Consider the following 16,882-nt stretch of genomic DNA (forward strand, 5'->3'; position numbering starts at 1 on the left):
TAAGCGAAAGCTATAGAAATTCTTTAGAAGGCAGATACTTGTTATACCTGATATTTAATCACGTCCACGACTTATTTCTCATTTTAAGATTCGATTAGAGATTTATTTTACCTTGCATCAGAATTAAAAGGGAGCGTGAAATAAAATGTTGTTCCCACTCCTACTTCAGACTCTGCCCAAATGCGTCCACCGTGACGTTCGATAATTTTTTTGCAGATAGCCAGGCCAATACCTGTACCGGGAAATTCTTGCCTAGTATGAAGACGGCGGAAAATCTCAAAGATGCATTCTAGATCCTCGTGTTTAATGCCAATGCCATTATCTCGTACCCAGAAGAGCCATTCGTTTTCTGTAGGGGAATTGGGCATTGGGAATTGGGCATTGGGAATTGGGCATTGGAAATTAGGAATTTCCATTGTCCCTTGCCCCATGCCCCTTGCCCCTTGCCCCTTGCCATCTGCCTTCGCTGCACCAATATGAATTTGAGGTGGTTCACGATCGCGGAACTTGATGGCATTACCAATCAAATTTTGGAACAATTGCAGCAATTGGGTTTTGTCTGCTGTTACCGTTGGCAAAGGCTCGTAAGAGATAATAGCGTTGCTTTGGGTGATGCTCAATTGCAAATTCCTAAGTGCCTGATGGAGTATGGTATTGCAATCTATGGGAGTAAATGTCTCGCTGTGAGTGCCAATCCGGGAATATGCCAATAAATCTTGTATTAACTGTTGCATTCGCCCTGCTCCATCCACAATTTCTGCTAAGTATTCTTGAGCAGTATCGTTTAAACAGTGGCTATATTCCTGCTCTAACAATTGGGTATAGCCTGTAATTGCTCGCAGTGGTTCTTGCAAGTCGTGGGAAGCGATATAGGCAAACTGCTTAAGTTCCTGATTAGATTGCATTAATTCCTGATTCAATTTTTGCAACTGTTGTTCTGCGCGTTTGCGTTCTGTAATATCAATCACCGTGCCGAGGACTCGCACTACTTCACCACGATCGCCAAGAATTGGCTGACCCTTGGCATAAAGGTAGCCAATTGACCCATCTGGACGGAAAAATCGAAGGTCTATCTCCGGAGGTTTTTTGTGAGCGATCGCCCTTTCCATTACTTGATTGTGTTTCTCTCGATCATCTGGATGGACGTATTGGAGTAATTCTTCGTAGGTTGGTTCTCCTTGAGCAGGATTGCGCCCAAAGATGCGAAAAGTTTCTAATGTCCAAGTGATTTTTCGCGTGGCTATGTCATATTCCCAACTGCCAAAATGGGCAACTCGCTGTGCATCTGCCATATGAGCTTGGCTGCGACGCAGTCTTTCTTCTGTTTGTTTGCGAGCAGTGATGTCTTGAGCAGCACCAAGAATTTGCGTAACTTTACCCTGCGCATTTCTGGTAAATACCGTATCGCGGCTATAAAACCACCGCCATTCGCCACTGACTTCTCTCAACCGATACTCAAACTCAAAGATATCGCCATCTTGAGCCATTTCTAATTGTCTTAGGTATGCACCCACTCTCACTACATCCTCTGGATGCATAATGATTGCCAATAGTGAAGTCCCCATTGCGAGAATTTCTTCCTGGGTGTAGCCAAGGAAATTTGCTACCTGTCGATTTGTGTAGATGTTGCGCTGTTCCTGCAAATCATAGATGTAAAGAAAATTGGGTAAGGTGTCAGCAATACGTTGAATGAAGCGCTGACTTTCCTGTAAGGCTGCGGTACGTTGTTCAACTCTAGTTTCTAATTCTTGGTTGAGTTGTTGCAGCGCTGACTCGGCAAGTTTGCGAGCAGTAATATCTTGTGCCAGTACAAATCCAGCTGTTCGACCCCCCCAAGTGATGGCATGGGATGTAATTTCCACATCAATCAAGCTACCATCGCGTTTGCGGTGTCTCCAACAACCAAAGTGGGAAGTTAGTTGCGACTGCGTTATCGAATGCTTGAGAGCAGGAATGTCTTCTTGCGGTCGAATATCGGCAATGGTCATTGCCAAAAATTCTGATTCCGAATAACCATAATGTTCAATAGCAGCATGATTCACTGCCAAAAAAGCCAGGGTTTCTCGATCAAAAACCCACATGGGATTCGGGTTATTTTCAAATAACCGTCGATACTCAGCTTCTGATGTTGCTAAAGCGGCTTCTGCTTGCTTGCGATCGCTAATATCCGTAATGGTTCCCACATAACCAATAATCTGCCCATCGGGAGCTTGTTCTAAAACAGCCTGACCAAATACCCAAGTCACCTTGCCGTCAGGATGTTGAAATCGATACTCACTATGAAATGGAATTTGCTCTTGGACAGTGCGTTCCCAATCAGCAGCAATCCGAATCCGATCTTCAGGATGGAGACTTTTCACCCAACCAATCCCTAATGCTTCGCTAGCAGTGAGTCCGGTGATTTGGCACCAACGTTCATTGACGTACAGGCAGTATCCCTGAGTATCTGTATGAAAAATGCCAACGGGTGCGATCGCGGCTAGCGTGGTGTAGCGATATTCACTTTCAATTAATTGTGCTTCTGTCTTTTGATGTTGTTCTATTTCCCGTTGGAGTTGCTCATTCAGTAATCTTAATTCGGCTGTACGTTCTGTTACTCGTACTTCTAGCTGTTGCTGACTCTCCCATAGCGCTTGCTCTGATTGTTGACGAATACGAATTTGCCTTTGCAGCAAAAAGTAGATAACAATCATCAGCAAAATACTACAGCCATAACCAATTCCAGCCAAGCAAACGGTAATGCGGACAGTAGCATTGGATGCGGCTATCTGTTGTTGCAATTGGCTCTTTTGGTCGGCAATTATTACTGCCATTTGTGCTTGGATTGCTTGCTGTAGCTGCATTGCCTGGTTTGTCAGAGCAATTTGAGCAGTACGTTCAGAGGGGTTTTGTTGCAACAGGTCGATTGACTGCTCATTTACAGCCAATTTGGCGGTAATCAGCGCTTCTAATTTATCTAGCTGTTGTTTCTGTAGGTTATCAACACTTAAACGCCGGATAGTTGCAATTCCTTCATGTGTCTTTTGAATACTAATCCGATACGTTTCTAAAGATTTTTCCTGTTGGGTGATAATATAGCCTCGTTGTCCACCATCAGCAAAGCGAATGTGGTCATGTGCTTGGTGTAGCGCTTCTAAAATTTTTCGTGTATGGGCAACTTGTTGCTTTTTCTCAGTCAACTTCTGAATACTTACATAAGAAGCTGCACCCGCAATGAATAAAAATGTTATTGCCAACCCGAAACTGCCTGCAACAAGTTTTTCTGCATGCTTCTTCATAGAAGATTCCTAGAAGCGCAACTGAGCCGATTTTTAGAGTATGTATATTTTCCAGTTTAGAACTTAAAGTTTTGAGCTTAGAACTAGAATCTTCAACCTCAAAACCCAAAATTTCCAGTGCAAAAATAGAAATTTCAAGCTCAGAACTAGAATCTTCAACCTCAAAACCCAAAACTTCCAGTTCAAAAATAGAAATTTCAAGCTCAGAAATAGAATTTTCAACCTCAAAATCCAAAACTTCCAGTGCAAAAATAGAAATTTCAAGCTCAGAAATAGAATTTTCAGACAAACCGTCTTGTGGAATAACTAAAACTATAACTAAACCGCCCTTACAGTTGTTGTTTGGCGATCGCTCTTTTGCCAAAATAACCTTGTGGGCGATCGCATTACTATGTCTCAAAACATACAAAAATTAAGCTGATGTGCATTTAAGTTGCATAATCAGGGCGGGCGAGACGCCCACCCCACAAGAGTTTGATTTTTTTGAGAATGCAAATTAAATGCCTTTTAGCTTAGCAAGTTAGAAAGATTTGCTATTTTTGTACACAATCCATCCCTCGTTTACTTCATTGCGTTCTTAGCAACTCTTAATTAGCTCAACAGCTGGATATAAAAATCACGACGGATAATCAAAATAGCGATTCCAAACAGGTAAGCAGTGATATGTGCATCGAATTTGGCAGGGAAGTTTGCGGCATTCTCGATCTAGCAGAGTCGCGAGAGTGGTTAGTAACCAATGGTATCGGTGGATACGCATCTGGTACTGTAGCAGGTTTACTGACTCGCCGCTATCACGGGTTACTGGTAGCAGCCCTAAAGCCGCCTTTGGGTCGCACTCTCATGCTGGCAAAGCTGGATGAAACTGTTTTGTATGGCGTTAGCGTAGCTCCTCCGCAGGAGGCTCGCAATTACCCTTTGCACACCAACCGTTGGACTGATGGAATTATCAGTCCCAACGGCTACCAACATCTTGAACATTTCTCTTTGGAAGGCACTATTCCCGTGTGGCGTTTTGCCTGTGCGGATGCACTTTTAGAAAAACGAGTTTGGATGCAGCAGGGTGCAAATACTACCTACGTACGGTATATTTTGCGTCGTGCTTCCCAACCGTTACAGCTAACGTTGAAAGCAATGGTCAACTACCGCGATTATCACAGCGACACTCAGGGTAATGGCTGGCAGATGAGCATTGAACCAGTTCCCCAAGGGATTTGCGTGAGTGCCTATCCCAGTGCTGTACCGCTTTACCTGCTGTGCGATCGTGCCAACGCTATCCCCGCTCATAATTGGTATTACGGATTTGACTTGGCAGTAGAACGCTACCGAGGACTCAGCGATCGCGAAGACCATTTACACGTTGCGACGTTCCAAGTTACTCTCAATCCTGGAGAATCTCTGACCTTTGTTGCTAGTACAGAAAAGCAGCCAGACCTCAATGGTGAAACAGCTTTAAAACTCCGCCACGCCCAAGAACAAAAATTAATCGCAGTTTGGAAATCCAACCATTCATCCCACACCAAGGAAACTCCAGCTTGGGTAAATCGTTTAGTCTTAGCCGCCGATCAATTTATTGTGGATCGTTCCTTATCTGATGAGATTCATGGCAAAACAATCATCGCAGGCTACCACTGGTTTGGTGACTGGGGACGAGATACAATGATTAGCCTACCAGGATTGACCCTTTCTACAGGTCGCCCAGAAATTGCCCGTTCAATTCTGCGTACCTTTGCCAAGTATGTAGACCAGGGAATGCTGCCAAATCGCTTTCCGGATGCGGGTGAAACGCCAGAATACAATACAGTCGATGCGACTCTCTGGTATTTTGAAGCCCTACGTGCTTACTACAACGCCACCGAAGACGACGATCTCTTAGAAGAACTTTTTCCCGTATTAGCAGATATCATCGACTGGCACTGTCGCGGTACTCGCTATAACATTCATTTGGATGCCGCAGACGGACTGCTTTACGCCGGGGAAGCGGGAGTACAGCTTACCTGGATGGATGTCAAAATCGGGGATTGGGTAGTGACACCCCGAACAGGCAAACCGATTGAAGTCAATGCTCTCTGGTATAATGCCCTGCGGACAATGGCTAACTTTGCCCGCCACATTGGCAAACCCCACCAAGAGTATGATGCGATCGCTGAGCGTGCCTTAGCTAGATTCTCACGCTTTTGGAATCAACAAACAGGTTACTGCTATGATGTGCTAGATAGCCCTGATGGTGATGATTCATCCTTGCGCCCCAACCAAATTTTTGCTGTCTCCTTACCTGAAAGTCCCCTCAATCCTGCTCAACAAAAAAGTGTCGTGGATGCTTGTGCAAGAATGTTGTTAACTTCCCACGGATTGCGATCGCTCTCTCCCGACGATCCCCAATACCAAGGACACTACGGTGGCGATCGGCACCAGCGGGATAGTGCCTATCATCAAGGAACAGTTTGGGGATGGTTAATAGGCCCCTTTGTACTAGCACATCTACGGGTTTACAAGCATCCCGTCCAAGCGCGTCAATTTCTCGAACCAATGGCAAATCACCTACACGCGCATGGACTTGGCAGTCTCAGCGAAATCTTTGATGGCGATCCTCCCATGACACCACGGGGTTGCATTGCCCAAGCTTGGACTGTGGCAGAAGTTTTGCGTGCTTGGTTAGCAACTGAAGTGTAGAAGTGTTGTTTGTTGTTTGTTGGTTGACGGAGTTTGTAGGGTGCGTTACGGCTTTAAGCCGTAACGCACCCTACTACCGGATAATTTATTTTGGGGAGGTGCTCTCTATATGCGGAAGTGTCAAAAGTAACATCAGAGTAGTAAATCCAGTTTCCTTTCACTCTCCATTCGATGCGATCGCCAAGTTTTTCCCAAGCTTCTTTATAATACTTGCCGTCGGGCTTGCCGCCGACTTCCAGGTAAATTTGCTTCTGAACGCTGAAGCCAAAGCGTCCACTGCTATATTTTAGCCACAGGCGTCTGCTGAGTCGGGAAAACCTGACTATTTTTTTGCTGAGTCCCTGGCTTTTGTTCTTGGCTGCGGTTCCAGATAAGTAAACCAGTAATTGCTACCAGCAACAATGCAATTATCCACAATGCACCATTGATTCTAGGACGATTTTCGGTTGGTTGATTGGTAATTTCTGGTGGACTAGGCGCGGTATCGGGAATGCGATCGCCAGCTGCATCCGACGGAATCACAATAGTAATATCATCTTCAATAGCACTGGGGCGATCGCTCTGTTTTTCTGTATTAATGATTATGGCTTCTGGCTGTGACTGGGAATCCTCAGTTATGGCAAAGGGAAGAGGTGCCCAAAAAAGAGCTTTGGCGAGTGCTTCTAAACCAGCGGGGTGAGTAAAGTAGGTGAGGTGGTCGCAGGCTGGATCTGGTAATAGTATTCTAGGCTGGGGTAAGCGGTTAGGATTGACAGCTTTGATGCTGGCGAGAGTAACGGCAATGTCGTTAGGTTGCTCAAAAAACACTCGGTCTACTACTCTATCTACAGCTTGACCAAACAGCTTTTGCAGCAAGCGCTGCACAGGACTAGATTGTTTGGCTGGCTGAATTTCTGTGGCTGCCGGAACCAGCGACCTGTCACCGGCAATAATTGTATAAGGAACGTGAGGATCTGGATTCTCGGCAAGTTGTGCTAGGACAGTAGAATCTGGCTGCATTTGCTCAAGGGAAAAATCGTTAGCTTCCAGATATTCCAATAATTCAGCTACTATCTTTGCAGGCCAAACAATCGCCGAAAGTTGATTCAAAGCGAACCCCAAGGCTGCGAACACCAAATCTTGTACGGCGGGCCAGGGAGAACCAGCGTTGGGTGTGCCTAACATGACTAAATGTTGCACGACTTGATGACCACCTTCTCGTTCGATAAACCAACGAGACACCAAACCACCCATAGAGTGAGCAACAATATGCAACTCTTTGCCGTGGTTTGCTCCTAAGCCGATTGCGTGTAAACGTTGTCCTAAAAGTCGAGCATTCTCCTCAATAGTTGTCTGAATATTTTCGTAGTCAAATGTTAAAACTAAGTCATACAAATCTTTGATTGGACACTTTTGCTCATCTACTTCAACTAAGGCTGTTTCGATACTGGGAACCTGAGATTCGGTGTCGCCAATAATGCCATGGATGTAGAGGAGAATTCGCTTAGCTTGGGCAACTTTTGCTTTGACTTGCTCGATATTTTTTTCGTATATTACTTGATCGTTTTCACCAACTGTGGCAACAGCTAAAATTGGGTAATCAAATCTTCTTCCAAGTTTGCGACAAATTACTTTTTCAAAAAAGATACGAATTGACCCTTGCAAACTCCGACTGCTTTCTAATGGTTGGGGTAATCGTTCGATTGTAATCTCTGTTTTACCATCGGGAGTCTTCTTGCCTTTGCCTAGAGGTAAGAAAAATTCCCCATCGTAACTCAATGGTAAAAGGTATTCGTTATCTGCTATTTCTCGATCAACCAGTAATTTGAGAGGTGCTTGTTTTGTGACAACAGTGTAATCTCCTACGTCACTTAGTTCCAAACCAGTCAAGCCAGGATCGCTGCCTCGGCTGGTGGTAAATTGGAAGGGTTCGGCAACGGTAGGTTGTTGTCGCAATAGAGAAGGAAAAATTACATTTCCTAAGTCTCTACTAGTTTGCGATACGGTTGTGAGATTAACTTTTGCTTGCAAACTGGCATGTGGTAGCACTTCTACCAAACCATTATGCAATTGGATGCTGCGATCGCTCTGCAATGATTTGGCATCCTGTGGACGCACAATGGTAACAGCTACTTCCTGCGTCATCCAATCATCATAGTTGCCTCTAGCTCTAGTTTTGATGGCATTGCGATCGCCAACTCCCTCAATTAAAATCCCCAGAGTACCTCTTCCTCCTAGAGAACGTTTTGGTGAAGGTGGATTTAAGCCATCTTGTTCTAGCAAACTAGCATCAAATTCAGTCGTGCTAGCAATCAACTTAAATATATCTTTGTACTCAGTCACACCCTGTGCCAAAAATTCATTTGGGATGATAAAGCCTAGCTCATCACTTGCGATTGTGACGTTACTTTCACTTCCTTTGGGTGCAAGTCGAACACTACTTCTTTCAGCAAAACAGGGAACATTTACTGCGTAGTTTTCTGAGAGAATTATGACATTACAGTAGAGAGTTTTATCGCTGTTATTCGTGAGTCTAACTTGGACAGTTGGTGATATCCACTCGCCATTTTCATTGGTGTACTCAACCCGCATTTCTGAAGCCGATAAAGATTCTTGTCGTCCCGAAAGGACAATAATCTCCATTTTGATATCATCAGATTGAATGCGACTGGTAGCGGGGCTTTTGAGTTGCAGAATGTTTTGCCAACGGGCAATATGTTCTAAACGCTGAATCGCTTTAGAGGCAAAGTAAGGTGTGTAACCTATCTGAGTAGGTCTTTCTGGAAAGGGGGCGACTACAGGACGATTATTGCTAGGTTGTATAATCCAATACTGACCATTGTCAGCAAGCAGGTAGTAATCTGCGTCTTCTGGTTCTTCGACTTGCTGCACGTATAAAGAAGGTTGTCTGCTTGGGCCAGCAGTCAGAAGTGCTTGATGCGCCAGTTCTATGCCTTCGGCTTCACTGGCATCGCCTTTGAGATAAACTTGCAGAGGAGGTATTGGTAAGCTTGTAACTACTGCCCAATAACTAGCATTTTCCAGTAGGCGATCGCCTCCACTAATAATCTCTACCTTACTTGTTTGTGGCAACACTTGCGTAACACGTGCTTCACCTAAAGCAGTTCCTAAGTCGCGTAACTGTTCAGGTGTACTACCAGCAGGAAAAATAGCTAATAAAGTATCTGCACCATGCGAGGGTTTGGGAATACCATGAAGGACGCCACCGTCAATTACCCAACTATTTTCGTTGTAGCTGTGAGTCAAGGTGAAGTAGTGAGAACGTTCCGCGATCGCACCACCCAAGAATGGTTTGTCTAATTCCTGTAGATCGATCGCTTCAATTTGCGGTGACTGATCTCTGACTTTGCCACTCACCAACGCATTCAGATTTCTAGCTAAATCCCGATACGTAATACTACCACTTGTCCGTTCTAGTGCGTGCAGCAAAAAGTATGAAAAAGCACCGCGGGATTTACCATCTTCTCCTTTATACTCTTTCGCTAACTCATAGTCTCGACACGCAGATAACACAACATGCTTGCCTTTAGGCAATACCACCCCAGTCATCTTCTTGTCCAAGCTGCGAGAAGTATGCAACACTTCCTCGAATGCTGTTTGGTCATCAGCGAAAATAAAACTGCTCAAAGGTCGTTCGCGATTATCTAGAGGAGCCTGACGCACAGTGACTTCTGGGTCTCTTGTTCCCGAACCAGAGTGACAGCAGTCCAAAATCACCACCACATGAGGATTTTTCTCGGCAACTTTAGAAATGAGGTAGGCTATCTCTTTATCTGCTAAGTCTCGACTACCTGCTGTACGGCTATCGTAACAAACCAAAGTTTCATCCAAACGATCTGGTTCTAAGTTCCAAAATTCCTGTGGTGACTTTTCTTGCGCGCCATGACCGGCATAGTAAAACAGTACAACGTCTTCACTGTCAGCATTGCAAAGATGCTGCCGAAAGCCATTAATTATCGCCTGACGAGTGGCATTTTCATTGATGAGTATCCAAGGTTGATCTGTTGGTTCTACCAAATTCCATTCGCGATCGCGAGCAACTCGCTCCCGCAGATATGCTTCTACCGCACTGATATCGTTAACGCAACCTTGCAAAGACGGTATTGGCACAATTGAGGCAGGATCGTATTCGTCAATGCCGACTAGTAGTGCGTAAATGTTTTTAGCCATAATGATTGCTACTCCACTCTGTCAGGCTTTTTCAATTGATGGGTGATAGTTGATAGAACTTATGCGCTATGTCACAAATAAATGTTTTCTTTGTGTCTTGGTGGTTGAAAAATATGTTTTATTAACCACCAAGACACAAAGACACCAAGCTAGAATGTAAATTTACAGTCCTAATTTCACAAGAGTTGCTGATTCAACTACCCCATCAACAGTTGTAGTATTGTTCGCGCATCACTATACTGACGAAATTTATAATACAGTATTTGTGAAGCTGTCGGGTCTTGAGACTAAATACTAGTTATGGTGCATTACACGTTAATTACTAATTAAAGTCCAGAAGTACCCATCGGGTGCAACGAAAGAAAAACTTGGTTCTCCAAACTCATTTTCTACGATAGTTGTGAACTGTTGCACTGGGCTTGCTTTGATGCGATCGCTAAATTGATTTAGTCCTCTGACTCGGTAAGTGTACAAACACATTCCCAAGCTGCCGGGTTGTGCTGCCTCAAAGTGCGAATCTATATTCATAGAATCGGGAAAACGAATAATATAAAGTCTGCCACTACGCGCTGCCATAAAGTCGGTCGTAGAAGAACGCGGATCGTCAAAGGCTGTCACAAAAAACTTTTCACCTGGTTGGAGATCAAATATTTCCCGGCCTGCTAGTGATGATTCGTAGCTAGTCTCGACATCATCACGCACTCGCAATAAACCTAACACTTCGTCATAAAACTTCAACTTTTCTTTGCTGTCATCTTGAATTACCATCCCCATGTGAGTAAACTGACTAGTTTTAAAAGGAGAATCAATATTAATATTTCCGTAATCGGGGAGCGTATAGCCAAACCTTTGAAACAAAACCTGTCGCGCTAATGGTTGCAGCAGCAGCATTTCTCGCACCCCAATCATGGTATCGGCAAATGGACGGCTTTTCCTTTCTTTGTTATAGATGACCTCCCAGTGGGGGTGAGTAAACCGGAGTGGATACCCAGCTGCTTTTGCCTCTTCTGCATGATTTAGGATATTCAAAATATCTGTGGTTAAGGTCGTGGCCCAGCGATTACCCTTCACTTTCATTGACCCCATCCCCAACCCAGTGTTGGTGGGATGTTGCCAAATCATTAAACGAATCAAACCATGATCTGCATCTTGGTGGTAAAGACGAATCGAGCGTAAAGGCGAGTCTACACCATACAATAGTTTCGCTATAGCTGCTGGTAATTCTCCCTCTTGACCAACGCGATAGCCGAATTGCTCCCAATATTGAATTGCAGTAATTGCTTCTGGGACGCCAATACACACTTCATATATGCCTTCGATTACAATTTGTTGTCCCTGATTCATAGTTTGTTAAATATGTGCAACAAATGTTTAAATTCAATCAACCTTGAGTAAAAATACCTGAGTTTGTTTCAAAGTTAGGTTATTTTGGGCTTTGCCGGAAAATCTTAATGAGTAAAAATAACTAAAATTTTTCCATAGGTGTTTTTTCGGCACACCACTATCATTGTCGCTGTTAGTGGTCAATTGTGAAAAAAGGGAATGGGGAGGTGGGGAGTGGGGGAGTGGGGGGAAATGTAGAGACGCGCCATGGCGCGTCTGGGAGAGTGGGGGATGGGGAGATGGGGAGATGGGGAGAATAACCACTAACCAATGTACAGACGTGCCATGGCACGTCTCTACAACCACTAACTACTAACCACTAACCAATGACAAATGACTATTGACTATTGACTATTGACCGGATTTTTACTTACTAGATTCTGCCTAAAGAAAAAGTTAAAAAAATTGCAGGTGCAAAAAAGCCAAGTATAAAATTTACGCATCTATCAAAAGACTGAATTTTAACTACGAGTTTTTAACTACGAGTTTTCAACTTTCGTGAAACAAAGGTGCGTGCGGTGTATCAGCAATACGGACATTGCTACCTATGTCAGCCAAATTTAGTGTGGCTGCATGTTTTATCGGACTCTACGATCGCGCTCGCCTATTACCTCATCCCTATTATGCTTGTCTATTTTGTTCGCAAGCGGCAAGATTTCCCTTGCAAGTGGATTCTCGGGATAATTGCGGCATTGATTGTAGCTGGTGGCACTACCCATTTGATGGAAATTTGGACGTTCTGGCATCCTACCTATAAGTTGCTGGGGTTTTTCAAAGCCATCACGGCTTCTGGTTCACTGTGCGCGACTATGGTATTGGTGCGATCGCTTCCAAAAGTTCTTGCTATTCCCAATCTGGCAGAACTGAAGAAAGCGAACCAACAGCTTGAACTTGAAATCAATGATCGCCTTTTAGCCGAAGAAGCATTACGCGAGAGTAAAGAGCGCTTCCACAATGCCTTTGACTACGCTGCAATTGGCATGGCACTGGTGGGACTAGATGGTAGTTGGCTTCAAGTTAATCATTCTTTGTGCGAAATTGTCGGTTATTCGGAACAAGAATTACTCTCCACGACTTGTCAAGAAATTACCCATCCAGACGACTGCGATACCGATCTTAACTACATACACCAACTGCTAACTGGCGAGATTCGCTGTTATCACATGGAGAAGCGGTATATACACAAGCTTGGACATGTGGTATGGATTCTGTTGAGTGGATCGCTAGTGTGCGACATTCACGGTCAACCATTGTACTTGATCGCCCAGATTCAAGACATTACCGAGCGCAAGCACGTGGAACAGACTTTACAACAACAAGCTTGCATTTTTGAAAATATCTCCGATGGTGTAATTGTGACAGACTTGTCAGGTCGCATCATTGATTGGAATCGAGCCGCAGAAAAGATGTTCGGTTATACCAAAACAGAGGTATCAGGCAAAACGTTGGGTATTTTGCACAAGCCAGAAGAGTCTGCTGTAGTGACACAGCAAATCATGGATGAGTTGCTCAGTACAAATCGTTGGGATGGTGAAATTAAGTTTATCCGTAAGGATGGAACTGAAGGCGTATGCGAAACAGTATTCGTGCCACTATACAACGAACAAGGTCAGCCCAGCGCAACTATTGGTGTCAACCGCAATATTACGGAACGCAAGCAAGCAGAAGCAGCGTTGCACAAAGCCAACGAGCAACTCACCTGTTGGGTGCAAGAACTAGAACAGCGCAACCGTGAAATTGCCTTACTCAGCGAAATGAGTGATATCTTGCAAGCTTGCTTGACAGTAGAAGAGGCGTATAAGGTAATTACTCAGTTAGTCCAACCTTTATTTCCGGAAACCTCAGGTGGAGTGTTTATTATTAGTTCGTCAAAACACTTAGTCGAGGCTGTGACTGTTTGGGGTGACTCAATCTTAGCAAGTAAGAAAGTATTTTCACCCAAGCAATGCTGGGCGCTGCGACGGGGGCGATCGCATTTTGCCGCATCTGGCGATCGCGGTTTACACTGTACCCACATTGAGGAAGACATATTCAGCGGCGAAGCTCTCTGCGTACCAATGATGGCACAAGGCGAAGCTTTGGGTATGCTGCATTTGCATTCACAACACAAAGGACAATTTACAACAGCCAAACAACAGCTAGCCTCTGCGGTTGCTGAACGCATAGCACTAGCTTTGGCAAACCTCAGACTCAACGAAGCTTTACAACAGCAGAGTATCCGCGATCCTCTCACAGGTTTATTTAATCGCCGCTATCTAGAAGAATCTTTAGAAAGAGAAGTAAGCCGAGCTGAACGCAACCAGCAACGAGTAGGAATTATCATGATTGACGTTGACCATTTTAAAAGTTTCAATGACACATTTGGTCATGAAGCAGGCGATATTGTGTTGCGCGAACTCGGTGGATTTTTAAAAAAGCAAGTCCGCAAGGCTGATATAGCCTGTCGTTATGGCGGTGAAGAGATGTTGTTGATTTTGCCAGAAACATCTTTAGAAGTTTGTCAAGAACGCGCTGAGCGAATCCGCCAAGGAGTTAAGCACTTGGATGTACAGCATCAACGTCAGAAATTAGGCAACATTACATTGTCCTTGGGAGTAGCAATGTTCCCAGAACACGGAATGACGGGTGCAGCAGTAATTGAAGCCGCTGATGCTGCACTTTATATTGCCAAAAAAACGGGGCGCGATCGCGTTGTTATGGCTCAATCTCAATTTGAGTAGAATACTTGGTGTCTTTGTGCCTTTGTGGTTGAAAAAATTTCAAACCACCAAGACACTAAGACACCAAGGAAAAGTTAACCGAACTGCATTGGGAGTGAGGTTCTTTTAGCGGTATATTCAAAAAAGTTTTTAGGTAAATCTGTTGTTTATGAAACCGCGTCCTCTACAATTGTGGCTCCTTAGCGGCAGTACGTTTTTGTTTGCGTACTGTTGCAAGCCAACAGCAGCACAAATTGTTCCGGATGCGACGCTACCAGTCGATTCCGCTGTCACTCAACAAGGGAATACTAGCAGAATAGAAGGAGGAACAACAGTTGGCACGAATTTATTTCACAGCTTTGATTCGTTTTCTATTCCCACTGACAGCACAGCCTTTTTCAACAATACTTTGGATATTCAGAATATTATTAGTCGGGTAACGGGAAAATCTATTTCTAATATTGATGGCTTGATTCAGGCTAACGGTACTGCGAATTTATTTCTCATCAATCCCAATGGGATCGTCTTTGGTGCTAATGCTAGGTTAAACGTTGGTGGCTCTTTTTTAGCTAGTACAGCCAATAGTATCAACTTTGCTGATGGCACGCAGATCGGTACAACTTCCCCTCAAACTACACCGCTGCTGACTGTCAGTACTCCCATTGGTTTGCAATTTGGACAGAATTCAGGAAGCATAAAGGTACAAGGTACGGGATACGATTTATCTGTTGCGACGCCTAGATTCTCACCAATCGTTAAGGGTAGTCGCGCAACTGGTTTGCGGGTGTCACCAGGAAAAACCCTCGCTTTGGTAGGTGGTGATGTAGATGTAGAGGGTGGCACGTTAACGGCCGAACAAGGACGAATTGATTTAGGTAGTGTAGATGATGGACAGGTGAGCCTTACTCTCATTTCCTCTGGCTTTGCCCTAAATTATCAAGGCGTAAAAAGTTATCGAGATATTCGCCTATCGCAACAGTCCCTAGCCGATGCTAGTGGCGGTGGTGCTGTTCAGGTACAGGGTAATAATGTCGCGCTGACTGATGGTTCACTCATTTTGATTCAAAATCAAGGGCAGCAACAAGGGGGAAGCATTAGCGTTAATACCGATCGGTCTTTAGAAGAGAGTGGAACCAACTCAAATGGCATGCTTAGTAGCGGTTTGCGTAGTGAAACTACAGGAGATGGAACTGGAGCAGATATTGCAATATTCACTCCTGTGTTGGCTATTAGAAATGGGGGAGCAATAACTACTCGTTCCTACGGTGCTGGCAAGACGGGCAATGTGAGTATCAATGCCTCAGAGTCGGTGCAAGTGATAGGGCATTCACCCGCCGATCCTTTTGTAGAAAGCTTCATCTCTGCTGTCGCGTTCAGTTCTGGAGATGCAGGAGATATCAGCTTGTCAACAGGAAAGTTATCCCTTTTCCAAGGGGGAAGAATATTATCTGCAACTTTTAGTACTGGCAATGGTGGAGATGTCACCGTGAATGCTCGTAACTCTATCGAAGCGATTGGAGTGACAAACAATTTCTCGCCAAGTAATTTGTCTGCTCTCACTTTCAACGGCGGGGATGCTGGCAGAGTGACAATCAACACATCAAAGTTGTTGCTTCGTAATGGAGGAGCAGTCAGTACTTCTACCTTGGACACGGGTGACGCTGGCAGTATTGTTATTAATGCTACAGAGTCTGTAGAAATAGGTGGTAGAGTCCCACAAACAGGCGATTTTAGTATTGTGCGATCGTCTGCCCCTGTTGTAAATAATGCTTTACAAAGAGCGTTTAGACTACCTCCTGTACCGAAGGGTGTTTCTGGAGATGTGACAATTAAAACTCAGCAATTGAAAGTTACAGATGGTGCAAGAATCGATGCCAGAAATGATGGCCCAAACAATGCTGGGACTTTGCGGGTAGATGCTAACTATATCTTTTTAGAGCGTGATGGTGGTATCACTGCTGCAACCGCATCCGGTGAAGGTGGCAATATTCAACTTGTGGCACGGGATTTGTTACTGTTGCGTGACAATAGTTCCATATCTGCCTCAGCAGATGGTAACGGCAATGGAGGTAACATCAGTATTAATACTCCTTTATTAGTTACTGTTGCCAAAGAAAATAGCGACATCAGTGCTAATTCTGTTAACTCTCGTGGAGGTAATGTGACTATCAATACCTCTGGACTTTTCGGCATCCAGTTCCGTGAGACATCTACTTCATACAGTGATATCACTGCTACAGGGGCAAATTCTGAGTTAAGTGGCACAGTAAGAATTAACACCCCGGATTTAGATCCTAGTTCTGGATTAGTGGAATTACCAGCTATCCCTATCGATTCTACAAAACTAATAGCACAAGGCTGTCCTGCTAACCAAAGCAATAGATTTATTATCACCGGACGTGGAGGCTTGCCACCCCTACCAAGCGAAGCACTCCGCACTGAGAATACAGTACCGCTCCCTTGGGTTACGCTTGAGCGTCAGGAGATGGGGAGAGATGTAGAGACGCGCCATGGCGCGTCTGGGAGAGGGGAAGAATTATTACCCAAATCTCAAATCCAACATGAAATAGTGGAAGCTAATGGTTGGGTAGTTAATAAATCTGGTGAGGTAGTACTGACAGCTTCTGCACCTACAACCACGGCTTTGGGTTCTTGGCTTACTCCCCCAACTTGCCCTTGAGA

General features: G+C 44.5%; 8 protein-coding genes. 3 read left to right on the plus strand and 5 right to left on the minus strand.

The window, feature by feature from the left end:
* Positions 1-107: 107 nt before the first annotated feature.
* Both FIS9605_RS39845 and FIS9605_RS0118055 read right to left on the minus strand, forming a co-directional pair.
* Entirely contained in the window at positions 108-3,278 is a 3,171-nt protein-coding gene (locus FIS9605_RS39845; protein WP_082209799.1) for a PAS domain S-box protein, read from the minus strand.
* Positions 3,172-3,642 carry a hypothetical protein gene (locus FIS9605_RS0118055; protein WP_155960456.1) on the minus strand — a complete coding sequence of 157 codons (471 nt, stop codon included), beginning with the start codon at positions 3,640-3,642 and terminating at the stop codon, positions 3,172-3,174. The genes FIS9605_RS39845 and FIS9605_RS0118055 overlap by 107 nt, the downstream gene beginning before the upstream one ends.
* 299 nt (positions 3,643-3,941) lie before the next feature.
* Here FIS9605_RS0118055 and FIS9605_RS0118060 point away from each other — a divergent pair, with 299 nt between their 5' ends.
* Positions 3,942-5,948 carry an amylo-alpha-1,6-glucosidase gene (locus FIS9605_RS0118060; RefSeq protein ID WP_026733860.1) on the plus strand — a complete coding sequence of 669 codons (2,007 nt, stop codon included), beginning with the start codon at positions 3,942-3,944 and terminating at the stop codon, positions 5,946-5,948.
* A gap of 53 nt (positions 5,949-6,001) precedes the next feature.
* On the opposite strand, the gene FIS9605_RS41080 is transcribed toward FIS9605_RS0118060, so the two are convergent.
* The 3 genes from FIS9605_RS41080 to FIS9605_RS0118075 form a co-directional block, all read right to left on the minus strand.
* Positions 6,002-6,331 (minus strand): GUN4 domain-containing protein, encoded by a 330-nt coding sequence (locus tag FIS9605_RS41080; RefSeq protein ID WP_082209800.1) that lies wholly within the window; start codon positions 6,329-6,331, stop codon positions 6,002-6,004.
* Complete coding sequence (locus FIS9605_RS37360) at positions 6,228-10,118, minus strand: caspase family protein (protein WP_051470052.1); 3,891 nt, start codon at positions 10,116-10,118, stop codon at positions 6,228-6,230. The genes FIS9605_RS41080 and FIS9605_RS37360 overlap by 104 nt, the downstream gene beginning before the upstream one ends.
* Positions 10,119-10,433: 315 nt before the next feature.
* Positions 10,434-11,462: a hypothetical protein gene (locus FIS9605_RS0118075; protein ID WP_026733862.1), complete on the minus strand. Its 1,029-nt coding sequence runs from the start codon at positions 11,460-11,462 to the stop codon at positions 10,434-10,436.
* Between the two features lie 557 nt (positions 11,463-12,019).
* Here FIS9605_RS0118075 and FIS9605_RS0118080 point away from each other — a divergent pair.
* Together FIS9605_RS0118080 and FIS9605_RS37365 are read left to right on the plus strand one after the other, a co-directional pair.
* Positions 12,020-14,221, plus strand: a complete 2,202-nt coding sequence (locus FIS9605_RS0118080) for a PAS domain S-box protein (RefSeq protein ID WP_026733863.1) — start codon at positions 12,020-12,022, stop codon at positions 14,219-14,221.
* A gap of 148 nt (positions 14,222-14,369) precedes the next feature.
* Complete coding sequence (locus tag FIS9605_RS37365) at positions 14,370-16,880, plus strand: two-partner secretion domain-containing protein (RefSeq protein ID WP_051470053.1); 2,511 nt, start codon at positions 14,370-14,372, stop codon at positions 16,878-16,880.
* Positions 16,881-16,882 lie beyond the last annotated feature (2 nt).

The sequence above is a fragment of the Fischerella sp. PCC 9605 genome, assembly GCF_000517105.1.
Classification (GTDB): Bacteria; Cyanobacteriota; Cyanobacteriia; order Cyanobacteriales; family Nostocaceae; genus PCC9605.

Excerpts from the sequence above, each read along its gene's own strand:
- FIS9605_RS39845 (WP_082209799.1), bottom strand. The coding sequence starts at position 3,278 with ATGAAGAAGCATGCAGAAAAACTTGTTGCAGGCAGTTTCGGGTTGGCA.
- FIS9605_RS0118060 (WP_026733860.1), top strand. The coding sequence starts at position 3,942 with ATGTGCATCGAATTTGGCAGGGAAGTTTGCGGCATTCTCGATCTAGCA.
- FIS9605_RS37360 (WP_051470052.1), bottom strand. The coding sequence starts at position 10,118 with ATGGCTAAAAACATTTACGCACTACTAGTCGGCATTGACGAATACGAT.
- FIS9605_RS0118075 (WP_026733862.1), bottom strand. The coding sequence starts at position 11,462 with ATGAATCAGGGACAACAAATTGTAATCGAAGGCATATATGAAGTGTGT.
- FIS9605_RS37365 (WP_051470053.1), top strand. The coding sequence starts at position 14,370 with ATGAAACCGCGTCCTCTACAATTGTGGCTCCTTAGCGGCAGTACGTTT.